The organism is Pseudomonas weihenstephanensis (assembly GCF_016812185.1).
In the GTDB taxonomy this organism is placed as follows: domain Bacteria; phylum Pseudomonadota; class Gammaproteobacteria; order Pseudomonadales; family Pseudomonadaceae; genus Aquipseudomonas; species Aquipseudomonas weihenstephanensis.
Genome location: NZ_JAAEBV010000003.1, coordinates 196,617 through 221,613, shown reverse-complemented (window position 1 = coordinate 221,613; position 24,997 = coordinate 196,617). Strand labels below are relative to the sequence as shown.

34 protein-coding genes are annotated in these 24,997 nt (G+C 56.7%); 33 read left to right on the top strand and 1 reads right to left on the bottom strand.

Annotated elements, in window-relative coordinates; genetic code table 11:
- The first annotated feature begins 1 nt into the window (after nt 1).
- The 8 genes from GYN01_RS11715 (at nt 2) to GYN01_RS11680 (ending at nt 4,822) form a co-directional block, all read left to right on the top strand.
- Nucleotides 2-979, top strand: a complete 978-nt coding sequence (locus GYN01_RS11715; protein ID WP_203307135.1) for a phage replication protein — start codon at nt 2-4, stop codon at nt 977-979.
- Complete coding sequence (locus tag GYN01_RS11710; RefSeq protein ID WP_203307134.1) at nt 966-1,769, top strand: hypothetical protein; 804 nt, start codon at nt 966-968, stop codon at nt 1,767-1,769. Before GYN01_RS11715 ends, GYN01_RS11710 begins: the two co-directional genes overlap by 14 nt.
- Nucleotides 1,759-1,974 carry a TraR/DksA C4-type zinc finger protein gene (locus tag GYN01_RS11705; protein ID WP_203307133.1) on the top strand — a complete coding sequence of 72 codons (216 nt, stop codon included), beginning with the start codon at nt 1,759-1,761 and terminating at the stop codon, nt 1,972-1,974. Before GYN01_RS11710 ends, GYN01_RS11705 begins: the two co-directional genes overlap by 11 nt.
- Nucleotides 1,967-2,554 (top strand): DUF1367 family protein, encoded by a 588-nt coding sequence (locus GYN01_RS11700; RefSeq protein WP_203307132.1) that lies wholly within the window; start codon nt 1,967-1,969, stop codon nt 2,552-2,554. Before GYN01_RS11705 ends, GYN01_RS11700 begins: the two co-directional genes overlap by 8 nt.
- The gene (locus tag GYN01_RS11695) at nt 2,551-3,150 is read left to right on the top strand and encodes a recombination protein NinG (RefSeq protein WP_203307131.1); all 600 of its coding nucleotides are present in this window, start codon (nt 2,551-2,553) and stop codon (nt 3,148-3,150) included. The genes GYN01_RS11700 and GYN01_RS11695 overlap by 4 nt, the downstream gene beginning before the upstream one ends.
- Nucleotides 3,147-3,692: a hypothetical protein gene (locus tag GYN01_RS11690; RefSeq protein ID WP_203307130.1), complete on the top strand. Its 546-nt coding sequence runs from the start codon at nt 3,147-3,149 to the stop codon at nt 3,690-3,692. The genes GYN01_RS11695 and GYN01_RS11690 overlap by 4 nt, the downstream gene beginning before the upstream one ends.
- Before the next feature lie 462 nt (nt 3,693-4,154).
- A complete protein-coding gene (locus tag GYN01_RS11685) occupies nt 4,155-4,481 on the top strand; it encodes an MFS transporter (protein WP_203307129.1) in 327 nt (108 codons plus the stop codon).
- Complete coding sequence (locus tag GYN01_RS11680) at nt 4,478-4,822, top strand: hypothetical protein (protein ID WP_203307128.1); 345 nt, start codon at nt 4,478-4,480, stop codon at nt 4,820-4,822. Before GYN01_RS11685 ends, GYN01_RS11680 begins: the two co-directional genes overlap by 4 nt.
- Nucleotides 4,823-4,872: 50 nt before the next feature.
- Here GYN01_RS11680 and GYN01_RS11675 read toward each other — a convergent pair whose 3' ends face one another.
- Nucleotides 4,873-5,295 carry a hypothetical protein gene (locus tag GYN01_RS11675; RefSeq protein ID WP_203307127.1) on the bottom strand — a complete coding sequence of 141 codons (423 nt, stop codon included), beginning with the start codon at nt 5,293-5,295 and terminating at the stop codon, nt 4,873-4,875.
- Nucleotides 5,296-5,369: 74 nt separating this feature from the next.
- On the opposite strand from GYN01_RS11675, the gene GYN01_RS11670 reads away from it, so the two are divergent.
- The 25 genes from GYN01_RS11670 to GYN01_RS11550 all read left to right on the top strand — a co-directional run bounded on the left by GYN01_RS11670 (nt 5,370) and on the right by GYN01_RS11550 (nt 24,977).
- Nucleotides 5,370-5,993, top strand: coding sequence for a putative metallopeptidase (locus tag GYN01_RS11670; protein WP_203307126.1), 624 nt, complete (start codon nt 5,370-5,372; stop codon nt 5,991-5,993).
- A gap of 31 nt (nt 5,994-6,024) precedes the next feature.
- Nucleotides 6,025-6,501, top strand: a complete 477-nt coding sequence (locus tag GYN01_RS11665; RefSeq protein ID WP_203307125.1) for a DUF2280 domain-containing protein — start codon at nt 6,025-6,027, stop codon at nt 6,499-6,501.
- Nucleotides 6,476-7,798 carry a phage terminase large subunit family protein gene (locus GYN01_RS11660; RefSeq protein WP_203307124.1) on the top strand — a complete coding sequence of 441 codons (1,323 nt, stop codon included), beginning with the start codon at nt 6,476-6,478 and terminating at the stop codon, nt 7,796-7,798. Before GYN01_RS11665 ends, GYN01_RS11660 begins: the two co-directional genes overlap by 26 nt.
- A complete protein-coding gene (locus tag GYN01_RS11655; RefSeq protein WP_203307123.1) occupies nt 7,795-9,210 on the top strand; it encodes a DUF4055 domain-containing protein in 1,416 nt (471 codons plus the stop codon). Before GYN01_RS11660 ends, GYN01_RS11655 begins: the two co-directional genes overlap by 4 nt.
- Nucleotides 9,185-10,273, top strand: coding sequence for a minor capsid protein (locus GYN01_RS11650; RefSeq protein WP_203307122.1), 1,089 nt, complete (start codon nt 9,185-9,187; stop codon nt 10,271-10,273). The genes GYN01_RS11655 and GYN01_RS11650 overlap by 26 nt, the downstream gene beginning before the upstream one ends.
- 24 nt (nt 10,274-10,297) lie before the next feature.
- On the top strand, nt 10,298-10,912 hold the full coding sequence (locus GYN01_RS11645; protein WP_203307121.1) for a hypothetical protein: 615 nt from the start codon (nt 10,298-10,300) through the stop codon (nt 10,910-10,912).
- A 104-nt stretch (nt 10,913-11,016) separates the two neighbouring features.
- Nucleotides 11,017-11,745, top strand: coding sequence for a hypothetical protein (locus GYN01_RS11640; protein WP_203307120.1), 729 nt, complete (start codon nt 11,017-11,019; stop codon nt 11,743-11,745).
- A gap of 12 nt (nt 11,746-11,757) precedes the next feature.
- A complete protein-coding gene (locus GYN01_RS11635) occupies nt 11,758-12,720 on the top strand; it encodes a major capsid protein (protein ID WP_203307119.1) in 963 nt (320 codons plus the stop codon).
- 46 nt (nt 12,721-12,766) lie between these two features.
- Nucleotides 12,767-13,357, top strand: a complete 591-nt coding sequence (locus GYN01_RS11630) for a hypothetical protein (RefSeq protein WP_203307118.1) — start codon at nt 12,767-12,769, stop codon at nt 13,355-13,357.
- Nucleotides 13,358-13,416: 59 nt separating this feature from the next.
- Nucleotides 13,417-13,920: a DnaT-like ssDNA-binding protein gene (locus GYN01_RS11625; protein WP_203307117.1), complete on the top strand. Its 504-nt coding sequence runs from the start codon at nt 13,417-13,419 to the stop codon at nt 13,918-13,920.
- Nucleotides 13,921-14,007: 87 nt separating this feature from the next.
- Complete coding sequence (locus GYN01_RS11620) at nt 14,008-14,334, top strand: helix-turn-helix domain-containing protein (RefSeq protein WP_203307116.1); 327 nt, start codon at nt 14,008-14,010, stop codon at nt 14,332-14,334.
- Between the two features lie 46 nt (nt 14,335-14,380).
- Entirely contained in the window at nt 14,381-14,749 is a 369-nt protein-coding gene (locus GYN01_RS11615; protein ID WP_203307115.1) for a hypothetical protein, read from the top strand.
- Nucleotides 14,746-15,342, top strand: a complete 597-nt coding sequence (locus GYN01_RS11610) for a hypothetical protein (protein ID WP_203307114.1) — start codon at nt 14,746-14,748, stop codon at nt 15,340-15,342. The genes GYN01_RS11615 and GYN01_RS11610 overlap by 4 nt, the downstream gene beginning before the upstream one ends.
- Entirely contained in the window at nt 15,339-15,755 is a 417-nt protein-coding gene (locus tag GYN01_RS11605) for a phage tail terminator-like protein (protein WP_203307113.1), read from the top strand. The genes GYN01_RS11610 and GYN01_RS11605 overlap by 4 nt, the downstream gene beginning before the upstream one ends.
- Nucleotides 15,756-15,823: 68 nt before the next feature.
- Nucleotides 15,824-16,471, top strand: coding sequence for a phage tail protein (locus tag GYN01_RS11600; protein ID WP_203307112.1), 648 nt, complete (start codon nt 15,824-15,826; stop codon nt 16,469-16,471).
- Between the two features lie 9 nt (nt 16,472-16,480).
- Entirely contained in the window at nt 16,481-16,870 is a 390-nt protein-coding gene (locus GYN01_RS11595; RefSeq protein ID WP_203307111.1) for a phage tail assembly chaperone, read from the top strand.
- The gene (locus tag GYN01_RS11590) at nt 16,843-17,187 is read left to right on the top strand and encodes a DUF1799 domain-containing protein (protein ID WP_420850430.1); all 345 of its coding nucleotides are present in this window, start codon (nt 16,843-16,845) and stop codon (nt 17,185-17,187) included. The genes GYN01_RS11595 and GYN01_RS11590 overlap by 28 nt, the downstream gene beginning before the upstream one ends.
- Nucleotides 17,188-17,191: 4 nt before the next feature.
- Nucleotides 17,192-20,659 carry a phage tail tape measure protein gene (locus GYN01_RS11585; protein ID WP_203307110.1) on the top strand — a complete coding sequence of 1,156 codons (3,468 nt, stop codon included), beginning with the start codon at nt 17,192-17,194 and terminating at the stop codon, nt 20,657-20,659.
- A gap of 3 nt (nt 20,660-20,662) precedes the next feature.
- Complete coding sequence (locus tag GYN01_RS11580) at nt 20,663-20,998, top strand: phage tail protein (protein ID WP_047280221.1); 336 nt, start codon at nt 20,663-20,665, stop codon at nt 20,996-20,998.
- A gap of 12 nt (nt 20,999-21,010) precedes the next feature.
- Nucleotides 21,011-21,763 carry a phage minor tail protein L gene (locus GYN01_RS11575; protein ID WP_203307109.1) on the top strand — a complete coding sequence of 251 codons (753 nt, stop codon included), beginning with the start codon at nt 21,011-21,013 and terminating at the stop codon, nt 21,761-21,763.
- 2 nt (nt 21,764-21,765) lie between these two features.
- Nucleotides 21,766-22,539, top strand: a complete 774-nt coding sequence (locus GYN01_RS11570; RefSeq protein ID WP_203307108.1) for a C40 family peptidase — start codon at nt 21,766-21,768, stop codon at nt 22,537-22,539.
- A gap of 231 nt (nt 22,540-22,770) precedes the next feature.
- Nucleotides 22,771-23,055, top strand: coding sequence for a hypothetical protein (locus GYN01_RS11565; protein ID WP_203307107.1), 285 nt, complete (start codon nt 22,771-22,773; stop codon nt 23,053-23,055).
- Between the two features lie 298 nt (nt 23,056-23,353).
- Nucleotides 23,354-23,833 (top strand): GNAT family N-acetyltransferase, encoded by a 480-nt coding sequence (locus tag GYN01_RS11560; RefSeq protein ID WP_203307106.1) that lies wholly within the window; start codon nt 23,354-23,356, stop codon nt 23,831-23,833.
- Nucleotides 23,834-23,953: 120 nt separating this feature from the next.
- On the top strand, nt 23,954-24,304 hold the full coding sequence (locus GYN01_RS11555; RefSeq protein ID WP_203307105.1) for a hypothetical protein: 351 nt from the start codon (nt 23,954-23,956) through the stop codon (nt 24,302-24,304).
- Between the two features lie 61 nt (nt 24,305-24,365).
- Nucleotides 24,366-24,977 carry a tail assembly protein gene (locus tag GYN01_RS11550; protein WP_203307104.1) on the top strand — a complete coding sequence of 204 codons (612 nt, stop codon included), beginning with the start codon at nt 24,366-24,368 and terminating at the stop codon, nt 24,975-24,977.
- The last annotated feature ends 20 nt before the right edge of the window (nt 24,978-24,997 follow it).

Here is a 24,997-nt window from a genome sequence, read left to right as displayed (position 1 = left end):
CATGCAGTACACGATCACCATCAACCAGCCGAAGGCATTGGAGTGGGGCTTGAATGCACAGCAAACCCTGCTGTTTGCGTTCGTCTACGAATGCCCGAGCTGGGCTAACCCGATCAAGACTGACAGCGGGATCTACTTTGCGCTGAGCAAGGCCAAGATCGTTGAAGAGTTGCCATTGCTGACCGACAAGCCGGACACCGCGTACCGCCTTCTGAAGGCCCTGCGCGATGCTGGTCTGATTGAGCTTTCCAGCACTTCCAGCATCACTCTGATTCGTTTGACTGAGAAAGCCAAAGAGTGGAATCGCAAGATTGATGGGTCGGAAAAATATCCGACCTCAGATGCTCTTGATGGTCGGAAAAAAATCCGATCCACCTCGGATAAATCTCCGAGCAAGGTCGGAAAAAAATCCGTGTCAGGGTCGGATAAATCTCCGACAAATCAGGGTACCAATAATCAGGGTACCAATCAGGTAACCAGTAATCAGGATTTGCAGGACGCTCCCGGCAAGCCGGTTCAGTCCCACGGCTTGGTTTTGGTTGTTGACCGCTTCGAGGCGCCACGGGTCGAGATTCCTGCTGACATGCCTGGCCCCAAAGACCAGACCTGCAAAACTTTCAAGGCCTGGGCCAACTACGCCATGGCCTACCGCAAGCGCTACAACACTTGGCCGGTCTGGAATGCCAAGGCTGGTGGCCAGCTGGGTCAGCTTGTGGATCGCCTCGGAGCTGATGTCGCCCACCACGTCGCTGCCCATTACCTGAAAAACAGCGATGTCGGCGTCGTGCGCAAATGCCACAGCCTCAACGAATTGCTGGTCAACGCCGAGAGTTACCACACCCAGTGGGTCACGAACCGCCAGATGAACTCAACTACCGCCCAGCAGATCGAGCGCAAGCAAGCGAATCACGCAGCCGGAATGGAAGCGGCGCAGCGGATCATGCAGCGGGCAGGGGGGCAGCCGAATGAATTCCTTTGAGCGCATGGCACCTGACCAAATTGCGCGCTTGGCCTTGGCCGTTTGTGCTACTGCAGAAGCAATGGGGCAATCGCTGAGCTCCGATGCTGCCGAGCTGATTGCTGACGATTTAGCGGATTACCCGGCGACGGCGGTGTCGGCTGCGCTCAAGTCTTGCCGTCGTGGTGGCGGAAAGCTGACAACGGACTCAATTCTCCAGCGTGTGCAGGCCGCTGATGGTCGTCCGGGCAAGGATGAGGCTTGGTCAATCGCTCTTGCATCCAGTGACGAGTTCGACACGGTGGTGATGACTGAAGAAATTCAGTTGGCTTTGAGCGCTGCCCGGCCAGTTTTGAATGCTGGCGACAAAGTGGGGGCTCGGATGGCGTTCATCAGTGCTTACGAGCGTTTGGTCGTGAAAGCTCGTACCGAAGCCAAGCCAATCCAATGGCGCGTATCTGTGGGTTTTGATCCGAACCGTCGAATCGAGGCTGTTAACGCCGCTGTTCAAATGCAGCGAGTTTCGCAAGAGCGAGGCTGCCTGCTCTTGGCTGACCTGACGCATGAACCCATAACCGAGGATGGGCGCGCCGTTGCTGGATTGCTGACGGGCACTCCTTGTCAGCCTTCTGAAAAAGTCCGCGCCAAGCTTGATGAAATACGCGTCGACTTAGCATTGAAGCGTCAACAGAAAGCTGATGCCCGAGAGGCTGAGCGCTGTAGGGTTCTGGCCGAACTTGACCTTCGTAGAACCAATTTGATCAGCCAGTCGGCTGCCATCCATTCCAAGGAGGCCGCCCGTGGCCGATGATGTCGATTTTGCAGATGAACGTATTGAAAAAGAACTGGCTTCAGCCCTTGCTGCTCGCGTGGTTTACCGCGGCGAAAGCGTTCATGAGTGCGAGTGCGGCGAAGTGATTTCAGAAGGACGTCGTGCTGCGGTACCGGGCGTTCAGGACTGCATCACCTGCGCTGAGCGGGCCGCACTGAAACTGCGAGGTGTTCGCCGTGGCTGAGGTCGCTCTTATCCGTACCGCCCAAGGCCTCGTGCCCGCCACTGAAGCTGATCGCGAGCTGACTCAGAAGTGGAAGCTGGGCCAAGTCATTCACGGCAAATTCACCAAAATGCGCAACGCCAAATTTCATGGCAAGTTCTTTTCCATGCTGGATCTGGCTTGGGAGTATTGGGAGCCGGTTGGCGGCTTGATTCCTCGGCAAGAGCTCCGCGGGATTCAAGGGTTGGCCAAGTTCTTTGAGGCGCAGAGTGGTAAGCCTGGGCAACTGTCGGATGCCGTGGCTGCTTACATTTCAGGCCTTGAGTCCTCGCGCGCAGATCGTTTTCCAGCAGTGGACAAAAGCCGTGAAGCATTTCGCGAGTGGGTGACGATTGAGGCGGGGCACTTCCACCTGGTACATACGCCTGAAGGTATTCGCAAAGAGGCCAAGTCAATCAGTTGGTCGAGCATGGACGACCTTGCATTTGAGCCGCTTTATCGCGACGTGTTCAACGCCTGCTGGCGGTTGGTGCTGTCTGCGCACTTTGAAACGGAACAGGACGCCTTGAGTGCTGCTGATCAGATCGGGAGCTATGCATGAATCTCGCAGTCAAGCAGCCTCGTCCAAAGATGTGTAAGAACCCGGCATGCGGTATTAGCTTCCAGCCGCAGCGCTTGGGGCAGGCAGTTTGCAGTCCGGCCTGTGCGTTGGCCATCAAGGACGTGAATCAGCAGAAGGCCCGTAAGTCGCTGGCTCAGGTCGAGCGCAAAGAGATCAAGGTCCGCAAGGAGAAGCTCAAGAGCCGAGCTGAACACCTGCGCGAAGCTCAGGCCGCAGTGAACGAGTATGTGCGCCTGCGTGACGCGCACCTGCCGTGCATCAGTTGCGATTCGACGCCGAACGATAACGACCTTATGACCGGCAGCCGTTGGGATGCCGGGCATTACCGATCTGTGGGTGCCTGCCCTGAGCTGCGCTTTGAGCCGCTGAACATCCATCGCCAGTGCGTGAGGTGCAACCGCAACCTGTCGGGCAATGCTGTGGAGTATCGCATTCGTCTGGTACAGCGCGTCGGTGTCGACAAGGTTAATTGGCTGGAAGTGCCTCATTCGGCCCGCAAGTACACCGTAGATGAGATCAAGGCCATCAAGGCCGATTATCGGGCAAAGACCAGAGAGCTGAAGAGGGCGGCATGACCTATCGCAACGTGGTGTCAGCAGTGGTTCGAGCGCTGGCCTCGGAAACAATCAACTCCGCAGGTGGCTGTGACTTTGAGCCGAAGGTGCAATGCGCAAAGCAGAAAGGGGAAATCGTCGGAAAAGAGGCGGCGTTTCTCACTGACTGCTGGGTGTTCGGTCGACTGCACAAGGCGCTGGCTCCGGCGCACTGGCGGGCGCTGGTGGCGAAGTTCTCGACCCACTCCGAGCGCAAGCATGCAGCCATTGCCGAATTGACGCGGGTTATGCGATCACCAGCTCCGGAGCGGTTCCTGCACTGCGCAGTGGTGACGTGGGCGCTGCCCAGGCTGCCGGGTGCGGATGGCAAGCGGTCTACTAACGTCCTGCCTGCTGGCTGGTATGAGATGGACAACTGGTCGAATGAGCCGCATCCGATCAAAACCCAAGAGCGGTGGAGGCGTGAAATTCGCAAGGCTCTGGAGCGCGAGGTTGATGAGGCTTTGGTATCCGCCCAAGCATTGTTGGATGCTGAGGGGCTCATTGGCACACAGGCTGCTTGACGGTGAGTGAGCCAATGAGCCATTATTCACACATCCTGTCATTCCTGCGTGTGTAGGAGTGAGCCGAAAAAGCCTCGCCAGAGAAATCTGCCGGGGCTTAGTCGTCTTCGGCCTAGGAGGATTTATGCCAAGGGCACAACGTCGACACGACACATCACGCGTCAAGGCTCGCTTCTACAGAAAGCAGCGACTTCATGCCTGCTGGACGACTAACCAGCGCAATGCCGGGCTATTCGCCAACCACGGCAAGGTCTGCTCCTGTTGGATGTGCGGCAATCCGCGCAAGCAGGGTGATCTAACCATGCAGGAGAAGCGCGCAAATCTGCATAGCTTTGACTGAAGCAGCCCGGCCCTCGCAAGGGTTTTATTACCAGTAATTTCTCAAGCCTCGCCAGCGTGCGGGGCTTTTCTGTTTTTGGGGTATCCCCGAACTTTTCAGTCATGCCCCACGGAGTCGAGCGCATGGAGTTCTTTCACCGCTTGCTCGACAAGCTCGACTGGGCAATAGCTGGGCTTCTCGGGTCTGTAGCTGCCGCATGGTGGCACCGAGACGATTTAATCAACCGCAAGGCTTGGGCAGTGTTCATCTTTTCGGGTGCTGTCTGCGCTCACTACCTTACCGGCCTTGTCAGTGCATACTTCGGTATCGATGAGCCTCGCAGCGTTGCCGGTGTCGGCTTCCTGCTGGGCACTTTCGGTGGATCGCTGATTGCTGCGATTACCCGAGCTATCAAAGCCGCTGATCTGTGGGCGCTCATCCGCCAACGGTTCGGGGGAGGTGGTCCATGATCCTCGAATACATCAACGCCTATTCCGCTGGCGTCATTGCGCTGTGGGCGACCTGGTGCATTTTGAGCGGGAAGGTTCGGGACGGGGTGCTGGGCAAGATCATCTACGCGGTGATTGCCTTGAGTGGTTACGCGATCCTAGCCCGCAGTGAACGGATGTTCTTTGCGCCCACGATTGCTGGAGCCACATTGTATGTGTCGCTGGCACTGGCGGGCGCCCGGCATTGGTTCATGGCCACGTACTGGCCACAGACCAAAGCATGGCTTTGCCGCACCCTGAACTGTGAGCATTGCTTGCGGTGTGACAAGGCTCCTGGTGGCGTCGATCGCCGGAGCAAGTAATCTGTGCCACGCATTAAGAATGCTCAAAAACGTGGCGCTGATCATTTGGATTAAATGCCGATGAATTTTGTTACGTGTGGGTCAGGAAAGTCGTACTCGGTGTTGGCAGTAGCGATAGAACCCCACAGATGTTGAATCGTGCTTGCATTTTTCAGGCTGGTCAGCACAGGCACCGTTGCGAACCCCATAGAGTCCAACGTCAAGGTGCGGTGCCTCCCGTCACTGAATTCAACTGTGCCGTTAAAATTCACGTGTAGCATTGGAATATAAAGCGTCCCTGTCGTTGAAAGTGTTTGGTAATTCGCGGCTAGACGTTTTGGCCTGCTCTCATTTGCGTGAAATTGATCCATCGCGACTTTCACCGCTGCTTTGGCATCCAGAATCAAAATCACTGGTACGTCATTGCTTGAAAAATGCAGAACAGTAGCGGTAGGCGGCCAACTATTGTGAGCCAGGCAGATCATCTTAGGCATCGCTTTGAAATTCCTTTTTAGAGTTCAAGGAATAGATGATGGCATATTGAGATTGTTTCAAGTGGTGACGCTTAATGTTTAGACCAAGTCCTCCATCATCACTGCTAACGAAGTCCGAGATATCTGCCTTCTATGCCCGCCTTATCCCCGCCCCCGAGGTGTGGGAATGGCTCCAAGCCGAGATCCTTGCCGACACCGGCAGCATCCACAACGAAGACCATGCCCACCTACTGGATGCAGACATCCGGGTCATGTGGGCGTCGTCGAGCTTCGAGAAGCAGGGCAGGACAGTGCTTGGTCAGGCCGAACAGGTAGCGTTCCGCGCCGGTGGATGGCAGAAAGCCCGGATGGAGCAACAGATGCGTGATTGGTTCGGCGAGGTACCGGCCTTCATCATCACGTTGGCTGCCGACTACTGCGCCCAGTGCAGCGACCTTGAGTTCTGCGCGCTCCTGGAACACGAGCTGTATCACCTGGCTCACGCGACCGACAAGTACGGTCAACCAGCATTCACACAAGACGGTGCCCCGAAGATCAAGCTGCAGGGTCATGACGTCGAGGAGTTCGTTGGGGTGGTCCGCCGCTATGGCGCTAGCGCTGATGTTCAGGCGCTGGTAGACGCTGAAAACAAACCCGCCGAGGTGGGGAAATTGAATATATCGAGGGCCTGCGGAACCTGTCTGCTCAGATCGGCCTGATTCTTGACAGGCTCTAGACGGATGAGAATTTATGGCAGTCCTGAAAAATGAGGTGAAGAGCTTCATCGTTCAGGCGCTGGCGTGCTTTGACACACCGTCCCAGGTGGTTGAAGCCGTCAAGAGCGAATACGGGGTTGTGGTAAGCCGCCAGCAGGTGGAGACGCACGACCCAACCAAGTCTGCCGGAAAGGGGCTTGCCGTGAAGTGGGCGACCCTGTTTCACGACACCCGCAAGCGATTCAGGGAAGAAACTGCCGAGATCCCTATAGCCAACCGCGCCTTCCGTTTGCGTGGCCTTGGGAGAATGGCTGAGAAGGCCGAAACCATGCGCAACTTGGCGCTGACCGCTCAGTTGTACGAGCAGGCCGCCAAAGAGGTGGGCGATGTCTACGTGAATCGCCGCATCGAACCTGAGAAACCTCTGGGCTCCCAAGCGGACCAGCAGCACGCCGTTGCTGAGTACACCTTGGAGCCTGACGAGAATGTCCCCGCTACCCCGTACCTTTGACCCGCCGGTAAAGCTGACGCCCAAGCAGGCGAACATTTATTGCTGGGGCTTCCAGCCTGAGGCGCGCTTTCGCGACGCGGTGTGTGGGCGCCGGTTCGGTAAGACGTTCTTGGGCAAGGCCGAGATGCGCCGCGCTGCACGTCTGGCTGCTGAGTGGGGCGTGAGCGTTGAGGACGAGATCTGGTATGGCGCGCCGACCTTCAAACAGGCCAAGCGGGTGTTCTGGCGGCGCCTGAAGCAGGCCATTCCCGAGGCATGGCGTGCACACCGCCCGAACGAGACCGAATGCTCGATCACCCTCAAGTCCGGGCACGTCATGCGCGTGGTGGGGCTCGACAACTATGACAACCTGCGTGGCTCCGGCCTGTTCTTCGTCCTGGTGGATGAATGGGCAGACTGCCCGTGGGCGGCGTGGGAAGAAGTGCTGCGGCCGATGCTATCGACTTGTCAGTACCAGATTCCAGGCGTTGGTATGCGTAAGGGCGGCCATGCGCTGCGCATTGGCACTCCGAAGGGCTTTAACCATTGCTACGACACTTATCTGGACGGCAAGCCAGGCGGTGAGCCGGATCACAAGAGCTGGCAGTACACCTCGTTACAAGGCGGCAACGTTCCTCCTGAAGAGCTTGAGGCGGCGCGCCGGAAGATGGACCCACGCACCTTCCGGCAAGAGTACGAAGCCGGCTTCGAGAACTACGCTGGTGTCGTCTACTACACGTTCAATCGTGAAGATTGCCGAACCAGCGAGCGAATCAAGCCGGGCGAGGCTTTGCACATTGGCATGGACTTCAACGTCATGAAAATGAGCGCCGTGGTCTACGTGGTTCGCGACGATCTGCCGTTGGCTCTGGATGAGTTCCACGCTGTGCGTGACACGCCGGAGATGATCGAAAAGATCAAGGTTCGCTTCTCGGGACACAACATTGCCGTTTACCCAGATGCTAGTGGCCAGAACACCAGTAGTAAGAACGCCAGTGAGTCAGATTTGTCGCTGCTTAAGAAGGCCGGTTTTTCAGTCATTGTTGATTCGACAAACCCGGGGGTTAAAGACCGTGTGAATGCGGTCAACGCCATGCTCCTGAACACCTACGGTGAGCGCCGCCTAAAGGTCAATATCGATCAGTGCCCACAGCTTACCTTGTGCCTGGAGCGTCAGACTTATACCGACAAGGGAGAGCCTGACAAAGACCCTAAGAAGGGCCATGACCATATGAACGACGCTGCGGGTTACTTCATCGCCAAGCGTTACCCAATCAAAACGGTTGTCACCTCAATCAAAATGGGATTCGCCCGATGAGCAACGACGTCTCCTTCAAACGTGCGGAATACACAGCAGTTCTGGATCGCTGGGCGACCGTCCGCGACGTTTGTGCCGGTCAGCACCGCATTGTCTCCCGGTTGCCGTATATCAATGCTCACGACAAGTCGCCAGAGAACACCGACCGCAACAAGGCTTACCGTGAACGAGCAGTGTTCAAGAATGCCACCGGTCACACTCGGAACGGTTTGCTTGGCCTGGCATTCCACAAAGACCCGACGCTGACTGTGCCGAAGAAGCTAGAGTACCTGCAAGACAATGCCAACGGTTCTGGCGTCAGCATCTATCAGCACTCGCAAGGCACGCTGGAAAAGGTGCTTGAGGCCGGGCGTCACGGGCTCTATGTCGACTATCATCAGGATGAAGGCGTGGGCGGGCACTCGGTGATCCTTTCCTACTGCGCGGAAGACATCATCAACTGGCGCACCGGGATGGTTAACGGCCATAACGTGCTGACGATGGTGGTTCTGCGCGAAGCGCCAGAAATTGAAGACGGCTTCGGCTTCAAGGTGGTCGAGCAATATCGGGAGTTGGCGTTGGAACTGGAGGGTTTTGTTTGCCGTGTCTGGCGCAGATCGGGGCCCAGAGGTGGCGGACCATTGGAGGTAGTCGAGGCTTTTGCACCCACAGGCACAGGTGGTCGCCTCAAAGAGATCCCGTTTACCTTTGTCGGCGCGCAGAACAACGACCCGACCATCGATGAGTCACCCCTGTACGACATCGCTATGATCAACCTTGGCCACTATCGAAACAGTGCCGATTATGAAGACAGCGTGTTCTGGTGCGGCCAGGCCCAGCCCTATATCTCAGGCCTTGATGAGCAGTGGCGCGATCACATGGAGAAGAACGGCATTTATGTCGGCTCCCGGGCGCCTATGTTGCTTCCGGCGGGCGGTTCTTTTGCTTACGCGCAGCCGTTGCCAAACACCTTGGTCAAAGAGGCCATGGCAGACAAAAACCAGATGATGATTGAGCTGGGCGCTCGTATGGTGGTGGCTTCGGTATCGTCCAAGACTGCCACCGAGGCCCGCGGCGACCAGTCAGCATCCACTTCGGTACTTGCGGGGTGTGTGGCCAACGTCAGCGAGGCGTATACCCGGGCCATCATGTGGTGCGGCGCTTATATGGGCATGGCTGACAAGGTCGCGTACCAGATCAATCAGGAATTCGTAGAGCTGACAGCTGATCCGCAGATGATCACCGCCCTTGTTGGGTTGTGGCAGAACGGCGGCTTCGCCAAGGCTGATTTGCGGGCGTACCTGCGCAAACTGGGGCTGATAGCACCAGAGCGCACTGACCAGCAGATTGATGGCGAACTGGAAGAGCAGGGCGACGGCCTGGATCTGGACGACGAGGACACACCAAATGGCGGTAAATCTAGCGGTACTTGATGCCACGATCCGGCACGCGGTCTTCCTCGAAAAGCTGAAGGCAGGGGAGGTCGGCAAATTTGCTCCTTTCCTTAAGGAGATTGACCGGTCTATACGGGAGCGGCTCACCCAGTCGGACCTGACCGAGTACAACGTCAAGCGTCTTGAAGCGCTGCTGAAGGAAGTGGATAGCCTGCTGCTGGGCATCTTCGACCGCTATAGCGCGCAACTGAACCTCGACCTGGTGGACATCGCCAATTACGAGGCCGAGTTCGAGGCGACCAGCATTGCCAGGTCGGCGCCGGTTGGTGTGTCGCTGGATGTGGTCGCGCCGACGGCCGCAGCAATTCGCACCGCAGTACTGACGAATCCGCTCAGTGTGCGCGGCACAGGCGGCGGGAAGCTGCTGAAGGCCTTCATCAAGGATTGGACTGGTGCAGAGCGTGAGCGCGTTACCGGCACCATCCGGCAGGGCTTCTTTGAAGGGCAGACGAACTTCCAGATCATTCGCAACATTCGTGGCACCAAGGCGGCAGGGTACAAAGACGGCATCCTGGCCACCACCAACCGTAATGCCAGCACGGTCGTGCACACCGCGATTCAGCATGTGTCGTCCCAGGCGCGCATGGAGGTGGCCAAGGCCAATACTGATGTGGTGCTTGAGATACAGATGATCGCCACGCTGGACAGCAAGACCAGCCAGCTATGTCGCTCGATGGACAAGCGCCGGTTTCCGCTGGACTCAGGCCCAAGGCCGCCGTTTCACCCGAACTGCCGTACGACCTTCATTCTGCTGACCAATCTCAGTGAGATGTTTGCCAAGGGCGCTACCCGGGCTTCGGTAGGTTCCAACGGAGGTCAGCAGGTCAGTGCGAATCTTGATTACTACCACTGGCTACAGCAACAACCTGCGGCATTTCAAACTGAAGCCCTCGGGCCGGTCAGGGCCAAGCTTTTCCGTGAAGGCGGGTTGAGTGTTGAGCGCTTCGCCGAGCTGCAGCTTGATCGCAGTTTCACATCGTTGACTCTAGCTCAGATGAAAAAGCTGGAGCCGCTGGCTTTTGAGCGTGCAGGGTTGCTATAACGCCTTCATCAATATGGAGGCTTCATGAAGTTTTTAATCGCGATAGGGTTACCCATTGCTTTTATATTTGGCGGATTATTTGGGCTCACAGCAGGGGTATACCTAAACCCGGATTCGACTGTCCAGTATGTTCCGAATTGGGGAAGTGTTGGGGATTGGGTATCGGGGATTGGTGCGTTTGTGGCCGTCATCGTTGCTGTATGGTTGGCTGACACGCAGCGCAAAGACAACGCTGAGAGGCTAAAGTTAAATGGGGCTATCCAGCCGTCAAATAATGGATCTGCCCTGTTTGGTGGCGTAGACCTCGTTATTGATGTTGTTTCGTCTGGAAATAGGCCTGTTAATTTGAGCGGAGCCAGAATAGGCGTAAAAAATTTCGATAGCGGTTGGAATGCTTATATGGCCGGATCGACGGGTAAGGGATTTCCGGTTTTGTTGAATTACGGTGAATCTACCCAAATCCGTTTATCTCAAGGTGATGCGAAGGCGGTATTTAGGCACTTTGATAATAATCACCAGGGTGATTTATCAAAGGCCCAGATCACGGTGTTTTCAACACTTGGTCATTGGCAGTTGGATCTTTCAGATTTATTGGCGCAGTTAAAAAACAGGTACTCAGAACCTGTCAATGCTGATTGATTAGAGGTTTAGTAACTAACAAATTTTTAAATCAAGCCTCGGCAAATGCCGGGGCTTTTTTATGTCCGCAATGTGGACAAGACATACCCAAGGGGTGCATCAACGTGGCAGAAGAAAACGAAATCGACCTGGAAAACCCGGCAATCAAGGCCGCTATCGCGACTGCCGTTGAAGCATCCGTTTCCGGTTTGAAAACCAAGAACTCGGAACTGCTGGGCAAGCTGAAGGAAACCTCCGGCAAGCAGACCCAGTTTGAAACACAGTTTGAAGGCATCGACATCGACGCAGTCAAAGGCCTGCTCAGCCGCGCCGGGCAGGATGAAGAAACCAAGCTGCTGACCGAGGGCAAGGTTGACGAGGTGTTCAATAAGCGCACCGAGCGTTTGCGTGGAGAGCATGACAAGCAGCTAAAAACGCTCGCTGGTCGCGCTGAGAAGGCTGAAGCCTTCGCCGCCAAGTTCCAGGGCAAAGTCCTGGGCGACTCGGTACGCGGTGCAGCACTGAAAGCCGGTGCATTGCCGGAAGCCACCGACGACATCATCTTGCGCGCCAAAGGCGTGTTCTCTCTGAACGAAGAGGGCGAAGCGGTCGCTGTCGATGAGCATGGCCAGACCATCCTCGGCAAAGACGGCAAGACCCCTCTGACTCCGCTCGAATGGGCCGAGTCTCTGCGCGAAAGCGCACCCCACCTGTGGCCAAGGGCTTCAGGGACACATGCCCCGGGCGGGGGCGGCGGCCAGGCTGCATCCAAGCGCTCCGAAATGACCTCCGAGCAGAAGCGCGATTTCCAGCGCAAGCACGGCCAAACCGCATATCTCGCATTGCCCAAGTAAGGGGAAATACCCATGGCTACAACTGTCAACAGCGACCTGATCATCTACAACGATGAGGCGCAAACTGCATACCTGGAGCGCATTCAGGACAACTTGGACGTGTTTAACGCTTCGTCCAACGGCGCAATCGTCCTCGACAACGAACTGATCCAAGGCGACTTCCGCAAGCGTGCGTTCTACAAGCTCGGCGGCGGCCTGGAACACCGCGATGTCAACTCCGAGGGCAAGGTCACCGCCAAGAAAATCGGCGCTGGCGAAGCTGTAGGCGTCAAAGCTCCGTGGAAATACGGCCCGTACCAGACCACCGAAGAGGCTTTCAAGCGTCGCGGTCGTGCCGTAGATGAGTTCTCCCAGATCATCGGCGCCGACGTCGCTGACGCTACCATCGAAGGCTTCATTGAGTACGCCACCGGCGCGCTCAAGGCTGCCATCGGTTCCAACGCCGCAATGGTGGTGTCTGCCAACATCGAAACCGACGGCAAGAAGACGCTGACCCGTGGCATGCGCAAATTCGGTGACAAGTTCGGTCGCATCGCGCTGTGGGTCATGCACTCGTCGGCCTACTTCGACATCGTTGATGAAGCGATTGCGAACAAAGTCTACGAAGAAGCGGGCGTCGTTATCTACGGCGGCCTGCCTGGCACCCTGGGCAAGCCGGTGCTGGTGACCGACAAGGCGGCAGTGGATGCGATCTTCGGCCTGCTGCCGAATGCCGTGGTCATCACCGAATCACAGGCCCCGGGTTTCCGCTCGTACGACGTGAACGACGAGGAAAACCTGGCTATCGGTTACCGCGCCGAGGGTACCGTCAACATCGATGTGTTGGGTTACAGCTGGAAGGAAACCACCGGCGGCACCAACCCAACCCTGGCGGCCGTCGGCTCCGCGGCGAACTGGGTCAAGCACTCGGACAGCAACAAGGTCACCGCCGGCGTGATGATCAACCTCACCACCACGCCACCAGTCGGCGGCTGATAACCACCCCAGGAAGCGGCCAGCGATGGCCGCCACGGAGATTCCGATGGAACTCGTTTATACAAACCAGCTTGACGGCTTTGAGCCTGGCAAGCGTTACCGCGTCCCGGGCCTATTCCGCAGTATTGAGCGCGATGCAACGGCAGTGACCGTGGTAGGTGACTATCCCGAAATCGTCACGGCATACGAAGATGCTGGCGTCGATGTTGAGGTGGTTGCGTTGCTAGAGCCTGTTGTTGTCGGCACGCAGGCGGTGGCATCTGGAGAGCTGTCTCAGTTGCTTGCCGCTCTGCAAGACGAGAGTGGCGCAATGGTTCTGCTGGTCGACGGCCTGGAGGCTGGCGAAATCCACCGTCCAGAGTCTGGGGAACTGGCGTTACGCCTGTTTGACGTGCTGGGCACCATTCATGCTTCGGTTGGTGAGTTGACCACTGAACGTGACGGCCTGGCCTTGACTGTCGACGCGCTGCGCGCCGAGGTTGAAGCGCTGAAGAAGTCTGCTCTCACGCCGCCAGCTGATGAGGCCGGTGAAATCTCGGCGCTGAAAGCAAAGCTCGACGAAGCCAAGATTCAGTATCGGGGCAACGCCTCCAAAGAATCCCTGGAAAAGCTCGTCGCCGAGCTGACCAAGGAGTAATACTGCTGGCTGTCGGTCACCCGGCGGCCAATCTACAAACCATTCCAGCGAGTTGACGCATGACACTCATCATCGAGGACGGCACCAGTAAGCCTGATGCAGAAAGCTATGCATCCGCTGAGGACCTGGCCATGTATGCAGTGAAGTTCGGCACGGTCATCCCTGCCGGGGTTCCTGAGCAGGAGGCGCTGCTGCGTCGGGCCGCCTTGGCGATGGATGGCATGAGCTGGAAGGGGCGCAAGAGCGCAAGTGAGCAGTCGTTGTCCTGGCCTCGCCGCGAAGTGCACCTGGATAGCGAGAACAAACCAGCCAATTACCTTCCCGCGCGTATTCAGTACGGGCAGATGGCGCTGGCTGCTGAGATCCATCAGGACGATATCGACCCGGTAGAGAAACGCAAGGGAGCGGTGCTGCTGGATCGTGTTGAAGGGGCGGTGACCCGGCAGTACGCGGCTATCCCCAACACCAGTAACCGGCTTCTGCCGGCGGCGCCGGATCGGCCCAGTGCAACGCAGTTTGCCGACTACCTACAAAAGCGTGGGCTGTTCGCCGTGCGTGCATAGAAAAAGGGCCGAAAGGCATAAAAGTACCTTGACCAGTATTCTGGCGGTGTATAAAGTAGCATCCAGCAACCACGACGGAGCTACAAAATGCTACCCAACCCTAAAAGCAGTAACTTTGCATCTGCCTTGCGTAATGCACGCAAGTCAGCAAATTTAACCTTGAGCGAGCTTGCCGAAAAGGCCGGCATTTCAGTTGTTATGCCGGGTCGGTATGAGCGCGCAGAAGCCAAGCCTACCATGGGCACCTGGCAAGAACTTAACAAAGCTCTCTACAGCGACCTCGACGATGATGAGGTAGAGGCTGAGGTGGTGAAGCAGCATATGGGCGAATCACTTACCGAGGCGACCATAGAAGATATCCTCGAAGAGTTAAAAAGTCGGGGGTTTAATAACGTCACATTGTCCTACAGCTAAAAAAAAGCCCAGCCATCGAGCTGGGCTTTTCACATCAGGAGCCAACATGGCCTTCTACGACGAAATGGCCGTGATGGCTCTGGAAATGATCACAGAGTTCGGCCAGTCTGTGACCATCAGCAAGGCCGAGACGGGCGAGTACGATCCTGAAACAGGTGGGGATTCACCGGGCGCCACTATCGAGCAGACCGCCCAAGGCATCCTGCGCGACTTCACTGGCCTGGAGTTCCAGAACAACAGCCTCATCAAGCAAGGCGACAAGAAGCTCAAGATCGCTGCCCAGGGACTTGAGTGGTTGCCTGACCTGCTGAGCAAGGTGTCAATTCAAGGCCGCACTTGGTCAATCGTTCCTCCGCTCAAAGAGATCAACCCTGCCGGGACACCGATCCTCTATGAGTTGCAGGTTCGATCATGAGCAATCCTTACGCAGGCAAGAACGGCAGTTTCTCAGCTCAAATCCGAGCCTTCGCGGATCGTACGAAAGGCGCCATTGATGTGACGATGCGCGACATCATTATCAACATAGGCAACAGCGTTATCACGATGTCGCCTGTGGGCAATCCCAGCATTTGGAAAATCAACAAAATCAGCCATGAATACAATCAGGCTGTCGCGGAACACAACGAAATCCTTCGCAAAAACCCGCAGAACTTCGACAAGCGCGGCTATCTCAAGCGCGGATTAAAGCTCAATGACGGCATGGGCATACGTACGCCGCAGGGATATATTGGCGGGCGCTTTCGCGGCAACTGGATGTTCAGTATCGGATCTCCTGACGCTTCGACGGTTGACCAGGTAGATCCCGGTGGCAGCCGCTCCATGGCACGCATTGTCAATGGCGCCCTACAGTTCAATGCGGGAGAGACGGCCTACATCACCAACTCACTGCCTTATGCCGTTCCCCTGGAATACGGGCATTCAACCCAGGCACCGAGCGGAATGGTTCGGATCACCCTGGCCAACTTTCAAAAGATTGTGGAAGAAGCCATCAGGAAGAACCAGGAATGAGCCATAAGATTGTTCGCTCACTGTTTGAGGCCCGGCTGGCTGTCTGGGCCAAGCTGCAGAAGCCCGTACTGCGCATTGCCTATCAAAATGTGACGTTCAAGCCTGCTGACGACGAAACCTACCTGCGTGCTTTCTCGATACCTGCGCGCACGGGGAGCGACGACCTCGCTGGCGAGCATCGGGTTTATACCGGTCTGTTTCAAATCACCATCGTCACACCTGCCGGAATTGGTTCCGGCGCTGGCGAAGGGTTGGTAGAGGGCTTGGCTGCTTTGTTTACCCTCAATGATCGATTAAGCCGAGGTGACTTCACGGTTCTGGTGATGACCCCCGTCGAGCCAGGTCCCGAGCAACAAGAAGACACCGGCTATGCGCTGCCTGTGTCGTTTCAGTACCGCGCGGACACCTTTTAACCCGCCCATTGGGCAAACCCCGAACCCGCCTTGAGCGGGTTTTGTCATTTCTGAGAGAGGTAAAAGCCATGGGCTACAAACTCCCCAACGGCGGTACGTTCCAGCATGCCGCCACTTATGCCGCGGCACTGGCGTTCACTGCGATCAGCAACGCTACTGAAACCGTGGCCACGGTCGCAGACGCCGATCTGGAGGTGGGCGATATCGTGCTGGTTGAGTCCGGCTGGAGCACCCTCAATGGGCGTGTTGTACGTGTTAAGGCCGCAACAGCGGTGTCGATCACTCTTGAGGATATCGATACCTCGGATACGCAAAGCTTCCCCGCAGGCTCGGGCGGCGGAACCCTGAAGAAGATCGAAACGTGGGTGCAGATTCCGCAAGTCACTGACGTGGCGTTTTCCGGCGGCGAGCAGCAGTACACGGACGTGGTTTTTCTGGAAGACAAACAAGGTCGTCAAGTGCCAACCGACAAGTCGGCAGCCAGCATGGCATTGACCATTGCCGATGACCCGGGCAAGCCATTCGTGAAAGTACTGGAGGCCGCTGACGCAGGTCGTAAGGTGGAAGCTGCGCGCCTGAACCTGCCCGGCAATGACACCATTTTCTACGGTGCCTATACCTCCTTTTCCAAGCAGCCAACGGTCTCGCGCAACAACGTGCTGACCCGCACCGTTAACCTGGCTTTGCAGGCCGAACCGACCCGTTATCTGGTGTAAGGAGCACTCATGGCCAAGTTCAAAATTCAGCAAAACCCCACGTTCAAGGTCACCGTTGAAATCCCTCGCGTTGGCGCTGAACCCGACAAGGTACCTTTCGAGTTCAAGTATCGAGACCGCAAGGCCTTGGCTGCATTGTTCCTGTCGTGGCAGGAGGCTTTCAAGGCGGATGAGGTGCGCTTCAAGGAAATGGGCGCCGAGCTGACCATTGTTGCTCTGACGCAAGCCAATATCGAGCACCAGGTGAGCCAGGTCGAAGCCTTGGTTGTTGGCTGGGGCTATGACGTCAAGCTCAGCCAGGAATCCATTCGGGCGCTGGTGGAAACGTCAGCGGGCGCTGGGGATGCAATCGTTAAAGCCTATCAGGGTGCATTCGAGGCAGCACGCCTGGGAAACTGATCGAGGTCGGTCGCGCACTGTACGAACCTTCGGCGTCATCCGAGCAGCTCAGTCTGTTCGGTCTGACCTCGACAGACTACGACGACACCGTCGAAGTCTGGCCAGATAACTGGCAGGCATTCCGGCTTTTTGAAGCCCTGTCGACGCAGTGGCGCACCGGCGCGTGCGGGGCTACCGGCCTTGATTATTCGGCGATCTACGACACCGCCAGCCTCTCGGGCTTTACCAAAAAAAACACGATCAAACTCTTCCCTGACCTTCGGGTTTTGGAAGCCGAAGCCATGCTCGTCATGTCTGAGCAAATGAATAAAGGATGACGGCATGAGTGGTGAGATTGCGAGCCTTGGGATTGCCGTCCAGACCGGCGATGTCACCAAGGCCAGTACAGAGCTTGAAAAGCTCGTTCAAGCAGGCGAAAAAGCCGAAAAAGCAGCAGAAGGCATCAGCGAGGGTTTCGGCAAGGCCTCGGCGGCGGCTTCTGGCTTGGCGGGCGCTGAAACCAAGCTGGCTGAAACCACGGAGGATGCCAAGGCTCGCCTGCTTGCAATGGCCAAGGCATCCCTGGACTCAAGCGAGTACCTGAAGAGCCTCGCTTCCAGCGTGAACTCCAGCACCTCCGCCATGGACGCGGCTCGGGCCACAACCACCGATTTCGCGGCGCTCAATCGACGGCTTAAGGCGGATGCAGATGCTTTGGTTGGGACAGTTGAGCAGCAGGCGCAATCTACCCGCCAGGCAGCGGCAGCTACCGGCGTGCAGGCTGATGGCTTGGCTAAGCTGCTGGGTCAGATCAACCCGGCTGTTGCGGCACTGGCGCGTCTTGATGAGCAGCAGGCCAAGCTGGAGCAATACCGCAAGACCGGGTTGATCGATGCGGAAACTTTCAAGGACTATTCGGCCCGTATTGATTCCACGCGCAAGAGCTTGAGTGGTTTTGATGATGGCCTGTCGAAAACGGGCATCAGTGCCAGGCAAACCGAACAAGCGCTGCGCCAACTGCCTGCGCAATTCACTGACATCTTCACCAGCCTGGCTGGCGGTCAGAACCCGCTGATGGTGCTGATTCAGCAGGGCGGCCAGATCAAAGACTCATTCGGCGGGGTTGATAACACCCTAACGGTATTGCGTGACAAGTTCCGCTCTCTGTTCTCGGGTGGAGAGGGTGTTGCTGACTTAGGGACTTCGCTGGCTGGCGCAGCGGCAAACTCCCAAGACTTGGCAGAAAGCGCAGGCGAGGCGGGCGACAGCCTTTCCGATCTGGCAGAAAGCTCGAACACCGCCGCCGAAGCGGCTGAAAATGCCCAGCGCGCGGTAGGTGCGATTCGGCCGGCGGTCAGCGGTGCATCACTTAGCATTATGGGCATGGCTGCTGCGGTAATTGCCGCCGCGGCAGGGCTTGGGGTTTTGATTTACGGCTACAACAAGGGTAGCCAGGAGGCTGACGAGTACAACAAGTCGCTGATCCTGACCGGTAATTATGCAGGCACTACTGCTGGACGACTTGCCGAGCTAGCTTTGCAGGTGAGCGCGGTCAACGGGACTACCTCCGAGGCTGCCAGCACACTCGCCAAACTTGCTGGGAGTGGCGTTATCGCGGGTGAAAGCTTCAGAACTATTGCTGATGCAGCGGCCGCAATGGAGGACGCGACCGGGAGATCGGTCGATGCAACGATTGCCGAGTTTGTAAAAATTGCCAAAGACCCGGTCGCAGCTGCTAAAGAACTCAATGACCAGTACCACTTCCTGACAGCTTCTGTTTACTCCCAAATTGTGGCGCTGAAGGAGCAGGGTGATCAAATTGGTGCAGCCAAACTGCTGACCGATACCTACGCCGATACGGTCAATTCTCGGTCTAGCCAGATAACCGAAAACCTTGGCTACATAGAGCGCGCCTGGAAGGGCATCACTGATGAGGCAAAGAAGTCACTTGATGCGATTAACAACATCGGTCGACAGACCGCTCCTTCACAAAGGATTACAGAACTAACGCAGCAGGTTGCCTATGGGCGCAGCGCAGTAAAGGCGGATCCTGATGACACGGATGCTGCTAAGAAACTCGCGTTTGCTGAGAAAGAACTCGCGACCCTTACCAAGCTACGCGATACCCAGGACAAAGAGGCGAAAGAGCAGGCGCTAGCCCAAGCTATTCAGGATAAAGCGCTTAACTCTCAAATCGCTTTCGATGTTAGAGAAAAGTCATTTCGTACAAACAAGCAAAAACGTGATGATGAGCTTAAAAAGCTGGACCAGGAACTCGCCTCTTTCCGTGCCGCTGACCCTAACGATCCACGGCTGGAACAGTCGCGTGTGGATCAGCAGATCTCCAATATCAATACACGCTACAAAGACCCGAAAGTCCCAAAAGGAGCGGTCGGCGCCGTAGACCTGACGGAGTTCAACGCCTCTCAAAACGCTATCAAAACAATCCTCGCCGAGTACACCAACGCCCAAAAGGAGTTGGATGCACTGCAAAAGGCTGGCTTGGTTTCGCAGGAAGAGTACGGCTGGAAGCGCGCAGGCCTGATCGGCAATGAGAAAGACGAAATCACCGCGGCGTATGAGGCCGAGATAGCAGCGCTTGAGTCGGCCAAGGCCAGAAAGACCACTTCAGCCGCGCAAGCGGTCGAACTGGACAAGAAGATCGCCGATGCTCGCACCGATATGGTTAAGGCCCAGCAGGACGCTGACAGCCAGTTAAAAGTATTGGCAATCAATCAAGAGGGGCGCCTTAAAAAGCAAACCTTGGCGATCAGTAACTACTCCGATGCGCTGAGTCGGCAGAATCAAGCGTTGCAGCAGGCGGGGCAGCGGGCCGCGCTCGGCGTTGGTCAGGGTGACCGTCAAAACGCCCTCAACGGTGAGCTGAATGGCATTGCTGACCAAGCCAACCAGCAGCGCCTGGATCTGGCCCGGGACAAAGCCGACGCCGCGCGCAACATGAGTGCGGACGAGTACAACCAGAAGCTCGCAGCCATCAATAAAAGCGAATCCGACCTTGCGCAGACCACGCTCAGCAATTATGAGCAGATGTCGGCCGCTCAAAGTGATTGGCGCAACGGGGCAACGGCCGCTTTCCAGAACTACATGGACAGTGCCCGGGATGTGGCGGGGCAAACAAAAAGCCTGTTCAGCAACGCGTTCAGCTCGATGGAAGATGCTGTCGTTAACTTCGCCATGACCGGGAAGCTTTCGTTTGCGGACTTCACCAAGTCGATTTTGGCGGACATGGCGCGCATTGCATCACGGCAGGCGGCCTCGGGGATTCTAAGTTCTCTGGTAGGGGTTGGTGTCTCGGCGGCTGGCGCATATTTCGGTGGTGGTACTGCATCCGCAGGATCTACGCAGGGCGGATACAGCCCTGAAATCATGGACGGTTGGTCTGGTATCCAGCAGGCCAAAGGCGGTGCTTGGGATGCGGGCGTACAGATGTTTGCTGATGGCGGCGCCTTCACTAACTCCATCGTTAGCAAACCGACCGCGTTCGGTATGGCCAACGGCAAAACCGGGGTCATGGGTGAAGCAGGGGAAGAAGCCATCATGCCGCTTACCCGCACCGCGAGTGGCAAACTCGGTGTTATGGCGGTTGGTGGCGGCAGTGGAACTTCGATCAGCCTCAATATCCCCTTAATGGTGATGACCGACGAAGAGTCAGGCCGCCCGGATGGGGCTGAACTCGATACCGAGGCTTTCCAGCGCAACATGCAAGACCGGATGCGCGTCGTTGCCAAGGAAGAAATCGCCAAGTCGTGGCGCCAAGGCGGGGTCAGCAGCCGAAACGTAAAAGGATAATTTATGGCAATCGAAACATTCACCTGGCAAACCGAAAAGGGCGAAGGCGAGATCAAGCAGCGCGTGCGCACCAAGCAATTCGGCGACGGCTACGCGCAGACGACTACGGACGGGATCAACAACAAATCCCAGTCCTGGCCGTTTATGCACACCGGCCCCAAGGACCGAATCAAGGCCATTATGGCGTTTCTGGATCGGCACCAAGGGGCGAAAGCCTTCCTCTGGACGCCGCCGCTGGGCGAGCTGGGTCTTTACAAGTGCAACGGTTACAAGCCTTCACCCCGTGGCGGGCTGACCTACTCCCTGTCGGCCACCTTCGAGCAAGTGTTTCACCCCTAAGGTAATCCTCACATGGCATTAATCACGGACATCCAGAAACTGGAACCCGGCGGCGAAATTCGCCTGTTCGAAATCGACGGGACTGAATACGGCGCGGATTACCTGCGCTTTCATGGGCATGCCATTCCACATACCCCGGATGAATTGCTGGCCTATCAAGGCTCTGACGAAGATCTGCCTGCCAAGTCGATTTTCTGGCAGGGCAACGAATACGCTGCGTGGCCCGTGAACATTGAAGGAATTGGCTCTGACAGCGACGGCACAGCCACTCGGCCTACGTTCATAGCAGGCAACATCAACGGCCGGGTGACGGCGCTGTGCCTGGTTTTTGAAGACCTGCTCAAGTTCAAACTCACCGTACGCGAGACATTGGCGCAGTACCTGGATGCCGAGAACTTCCCCGAAGGCAATCCCACGGCCGATCCGACGCAAGAAGCACTGGAAATCTGGTTCATTGACCAGAAAACCGGTGAAGACGGCGAACAGGTGCAATGGGAGTTGTCCTCGCCTGGCGAAATCGACAACCACGGCTTGCCCGGGCGCCAAATGACGACTTTCTGCCACTGGGCCATGACCGGGGGATACAGGGGCCCTGACTGTAACTACACGGGGACAGCGATGTTTGATGACGAAGACAATCCCACGGATGACCCGGCCAAGGATCAGTGCAAGGGCTGCCTGTCGTCCTGCAAGTTGCGCTTCGGCGAAAACGAAGAGCTTCCCCACGGCGGATTCCCCGCCGTGTCTCTAATTGCCCGGAGCTGACCATGCGCAAGCACATCATTGCGGCTATCCAGGCGCACGCGGCGGCCCAGTATCCGAAGGAGTGTTGCGGCCTGCTGCTGGACATCGGTCGCAAGCAGATGTATTTCCCGTGCCGAAACATCGCCACGGAGCCAAGCGAAGAGTTCCGGCTCGACCCCGAGGACTATGCCGCGGCGGAAGATGTGGGCGTAGTGATCGGCATCGTTCACTCCCACCCGGACGCAACCAGCAGGCCGTCACCGCATGACTTGGCGATGTGCGAGGCCACGGTGTTGCCCTGGCACATTTTGTCGTGGCCCGAAGGCGACATGCGCACGATCACGCCCACGGGCAGCACGCCGCTGCTCAAGCGCCCGTTTGTACATGGGGTTTGGGATTGCTGGGGCATTTGTGCCGAGTGGTACCAGCGGGAATGGGGGCTTGAATTTGAGGCCTTCCAGCGCGTCGATGGGTGGTGGGAGAGTGCGGAAAACCCCAGTCTCTACGAACAGCATTACGAGGCTGCGGGCTTCGTGCGCGTAAACAGTCCTCAGCGCGGTGACATGATCGTTATGCAGGTGGGGCGCACCGTTCACCCGAATCATGCCGGGATCTACCTTGGCGCCGATCCGGCGCTACCCGGCGAAGAATCCGGTGCATTCGGCCCCGGCCCATTCCTGCTGCACCACCTGTATGGCAGGCCGTCCGAGATAATCGTCTATGGCGGTCCTTGGCATGATAGAACGCGCCTGATCCTCAGGCACAAAGACGCTCAGTCCAGATCGCCCAATGAGTAAATGGTAAACCCTTGCTTGGTTAAATGGGTGACTTGCACCGACCCGCCTATATAAACGCGGTCTTGGGTCTTTTTTTTCTTCCTGACGTGACTGCGCTCGCATCATTTCAGGCGCGCACGCAGGGTACGAATTGAGGTCGATTCCCGCCTTGTCCATAAGCTCTGGCTTTACCCCGAGCCCATAATCTAAATGCTCGGATTTGAAGTCCGACACTGAACGGTAAGCGAAGCCATGGATTTTTCCAGAGTTGTCGGAAATCCCGAAGTGATAGATCGTTGCAGTCTGATTCTTGAGGGCGGGGGCATGTCGATTCAATTCGCTCCAGAGGGCCTGAAGCTCTTGGGTCGCATGAGCATCGATCGCATCTACATCGAGGGCAAAACCTTGGTTATTCACCAGGCCGATCCAGCGACTGAAAAGCAGGGCCGATCCGGTGCCGGCAATGATCATTCGGATGTGGGGGATCGAGATGGCTTTGCTGGCGAATCCTGGGGGCGTGTCGACGGAGTAATGTAAAAGAGTATCCGTGGCCACAATTGCTTCGTTTTCATCCGTATAGAACAACAACGATGACATATGCCCTCCTGGCCGATTATTCGAGAGTGTGGAGGCTACTACCGCGCCCGGAACGGCCGCCACTGGAATTCCATCCACGCTGGATGCCTGGCCAGTTTTTTGGTAATGACTTGCGATAGAAGCCTAGCCAGAGAGCTATCAGAACCGCTCTCCCCATGAGTAGATATCTAGGGTTGCAAGCTTACCCCGGGTGCTATCTGATCTGTCATCAGGAAAATCAACCTCAAGGAATGCGTGCATGAGTGTTTCGGTACTTGATATTCAGCTGGAGTCAGTAGACCGCGCTGTTGCAATCGATGTGGGAACCAGCTTGCTGCAAAATGACCCGGATAGTCCGTTCCACTCAGTGGTCGATGATCAGGACATGATAGACGAGCGTTGCCTTTTGATCCTGGCTGACATTGAGGGACCTGAATTGAGGACTACTGCCCGTGTTGGATTTTGTACCGTTCGAGTGTGTGATGAGTTTGTAGAACTGTATCGCTTCTATGTGGCTCCGCATTTTCGACGCCTGGGGATTGCTCGTAAAACACTGGCACTGCTTTCTGAATATGTATCGAACGAAGGATTTACCGACTTCTATATTGAGGCAACCAAAAAGGAAGCTCTTGAGTTTTGGGTCGTTGCAGCTGAGGATTTCGCTGTTTTTCCAGCGGGCCACATGAAGTGGAGGTTGAGCTTCGCCCCTGAGGATCTTCAGTCAAGGGAGCAAAGCTAAGGCGGCATTGATGCGAGTGCTGACCGTGTATGACCCGCTGTTGCATCCGATGGATTGGTACTCGGCGTTTGGCGTCGTGCGGCTGTGGTAGATTCCTGTTATTAACAAAGAGGGAACGACATGCGGATTTTGATAGGGGCAGTAGCGGTGGTGCTGCTGGCGGGCTGTATGGCGCCGACAATGAATGAGGCGCGCCAGGCGGGGCCGTATAAGGTGCTGACCTCGAAGAAAACCGACTCCGCGCTGGCTAGATGTGTCCACTATGAATGGCAAAACCAGCCGATCTTCGGAGGCACGCCTGGGGCAACTCTCCAGCCAGGTCGCGATACCGGGTATACGGTTTTCACTGAGGGCTCGCAGTACTTCGTTGATATCCAGCCAAAGGGCTCTGGATCGGAGGCAAAATATTACGTGGTGGTTGGTAACTGGATCGCCAATAAAAGACTGTCTGCGCTGCAAGGCTGTATGTAGAGATACATAAATTCATTCAAGGCTCGCTTCGGCGGGCCTTTTTATTACCTGGAGAAAACACATGGCCGCACTGGCGATCAACTATCAACCGCTGACCACGATTCTTCTCTATGGGCAGCTTCGGCAATTCGGGCGTTCTTTTAGGCTTTCTGTTCGAACCCCTGGCGAGGCCATCAAGGCGCTCTGTGTGCAGATCCCTGGTTTTGAAAGATTCCTTTCTAACGCAAAGTCGCGCGGGATCGAGTTTGCAGTTTTCCGGGGCTCGAAAAATCTCGAAGAGAAAGAGCTTGGATTTTCCGGGGAAGGGGATATTCGTATCGCGCCAGTGATCACCGGCAGTAAGCGCGGCGGGGCGCTGCAAACCATCATCGGAGCTGTACTGATTGTTGTCGGCCTAGTCATCACTGGCGGCACTTTCGGCGCTGGTGCGCCTTTCGGCTCGGCACTGATCATGATGGGCGGCTCAATGGTGCTTGGCGGCGTCATCCAGATGCTCAGCCCTCAAGCGGGCGGCCTTAAAACCAGCGCAGCGCCCGAAAACACCCCCGGCTATGCCTTCGGCGGCGCCAAAAACACCACAGCCTCCGGCAACCCCGTCTCACTGTGCTACGGACGCAGACGCTGGGGCGGTGCGATTATCAGTGCTGCGATTTACGCCGAAGATCAGATGTAGAAACCACAGAATGCCGCACC

Bases quoted from the DNA above. Each gene is read 5' to 3' on its own strand.
- GYN01_RS11580 (WP_047280221.1), top strand. From the start codon at position 20,663: ATGGCAATCGAAACATTCACCTGGCAAACCGAAAAGGGCGAAGGCGAG.
- GYN01_RS11575 (WP_203307109.1), top strand. From the start codon at position 21,011: ATGGCATTAATCACGGACATCCAGAAACTGGAACCCGGCGGCGAAATT.
- GYN01_RS11570 (WP_203307108.1), top strand. From the start codon at position 21,766: ATGCGCAAGCACATCATTGCGGCTATCCAGGCGCACGCGGCGGCCCAG.
- GYN01_RS11620 (WP_203307116.1), top strand. From the start codon at position 14,008: ATGCTACCCAACCCTAAAAGCAGTAACTTTGCATCTGCCTTGCGTAAT.
- GYN01_RS11715 (WP_203307135.1), top strand. From the start codon at position 2: ATGCAGTACACGATCACCATCAACCAGCCGAAGGCATTGGAGTGGGGC.
- GYN01_RS11680 (WP_203307128.1), top strand. From the start codon at position 4,478: ATGATCCTCGAATACATCAACGCCTATTCCGCTGGCGTCATTGCGCTG.
- GYN01_RS11650 (WP_203307122.1), top strand. From the start codon at position 9,185: ATGGCGGTAAATCTAGCGGTACTTGATGCCACGATCCGGCACGCGGTC.
- GYN01_RS11665 (WP_203307125.1), top strand. From the start codon at position 6,025: ATGGCAGTCCTGAAAAATGAGGTGAAGAGCTTCATCGTTCAGGCGCTG.
- GYN01_RS11675 (WP_203307127.1), bottom strand. From the start codon at position 5,295: ATGCCTAAGATGATCTGCCTGGCTCACAATAGTTGGCCGCCTACCGCT.
- GYN01_RS11600 (WP_203307112.1), top strand. From the start codon at position 15,824: ATGGGCTACAAACTCCCCAACGGCGGTACGTTCCAGCATGCCGCCACT.
- GYN01_RS11635 (WP_203307119.1), top strand. From the start codon at position 11,758: ATGGCTACAACTGTCAACAGCGACCTGATCATCTACAACGATGAGGCG.
- GYN01_RS11695 (WP_203307131.1), top strand. From the start codon at position 2,551: ATGAATCTCGCAGTCAAGCAGCCTCGTCCAAAGATGTGTAAGAACCCG.
- GYN01_RS11685 (WP_203307129.1), top strand. From the start codon at position 4,155: ATGGAGTTCTTTCACCGCTTGCTCGACAAGCTCGACTGGGCAATAGCT.
- GYN01_RS11630 (WP_203307118.1), top strand. From the start codon at position 12,767: ATGGAACTCGTTTATACAAACCAGCTTGACGGCTTTGAGCCTGGCAAG.
- GYN01_RS11550 (WP_203307104.1), top strand. From the start codon at position 24,366: ATGGCCGCACTGGCGATCAACTATCAACCGCTGACCACGATTCTTCTC.
- GYN01_RS11625 (WP_203307117.1), top strand. From the start codon at position 13,417: ATGACACTCATCATCGAGGACGGCACCAGTAAGCCTGATGCAGAAAGC.
- GYN01_RS11585 (WP_203307110.1), top strand. From the start codon at position 17,192: ATGAGTGGTGAGATTGCGAGCCTTGGGATTGCCGTCCAGACCGGCGAT.
- GYN01_RS11605 (WP_203307113.1), top strand. From the start codon at position 15,339: ATGAGCCATAAGATTGTTCGCTCACTGTTTGAGGCCCGGCTGGCTGTC.
- GYN01_RS11670 (WP_203307126.1), top strand. From the start codon at position 5,370: ATGTTTAGACCAAGTCCTCCATCATCACTGCTAACGAAGTCCGAGATA.
- GYN01_RS11555 (WP_203307105.1), top strand. From the start codon at position 23,954: ATGCGGATTTTGATAGGGGCAGTAGCGGTGGTGCTGCTGGCGGGCTGT.
- GYN01_RS11645 (WP_203307121.1), top strand. From the start codon at position 10,298: ATGAAGTTTTTAATCGCGATAGGGTTACCCATTGCTTTTATATTTGGC.
- GYN01_RS11710 (WP_203307134.1), top strand. From the start codon at position 966: ATGAATTCCTTTGAGCGCATGGCACCTGACCAAATTGCGCGCTTGGCC.
- GYN01_RS11565 (WP_203307107.1), top strand. From the start codon at position 22,771: ATGGATTTTTCCAGAGTTGTCGGAAATCCCGAAGTGATAGATCGTTGC.
- GYN01_RS11655 (WP_203307123.1), top strand. From the start codon at position 7,795: ATGAGCAACGACGTCTCCTTCAAACGTGCGGAATACACAGCAGTTCTG.
- GYN01_RS11560 (WP_203307106.1), top strand. From the start codon at position 23,354: ATGAGTGTTTCGGTACTTGATATTCAGCTGGAGTCAGTAGACCGCGCT.
- GYN01_RS11610 (WP_203307114.1), top strand. From the start codon at position 14,746: ATGAGCAATCCTTACGCAGGCAAGAACGGCAGTTTCTCAGCTCAAATC.
- GYN01_RS11615 (WP_203307115.1), top strand. From the start codon at position 14,381: ATGGCCTTCTACGACGAAATGGCCGTGATGGCTCTGGAAATGATCACA.
- GYN01_RS11595 (WP_203307111.1), top strand. From the start codon at position 16,481: ATGGCCAAGTTCAAAATTCAGCAAAACCCCACGTTCAAGGTCACCGTT.
- GYN01_RS11690 (WP_203307130.1), top strand. From the start codon at position 3,147: ATGACCTATCGCAACGTGGTGTCAGCAGTGGTTCGAGCGCTGGCCTCG.
- GYN01_RS11660 (WP_203307124.1), top strand. From the start codon at position 6,476: ATGTCCCCGCTACCCCGTACCTTTGACCCGCCGGTAAAGCTGACGCCC.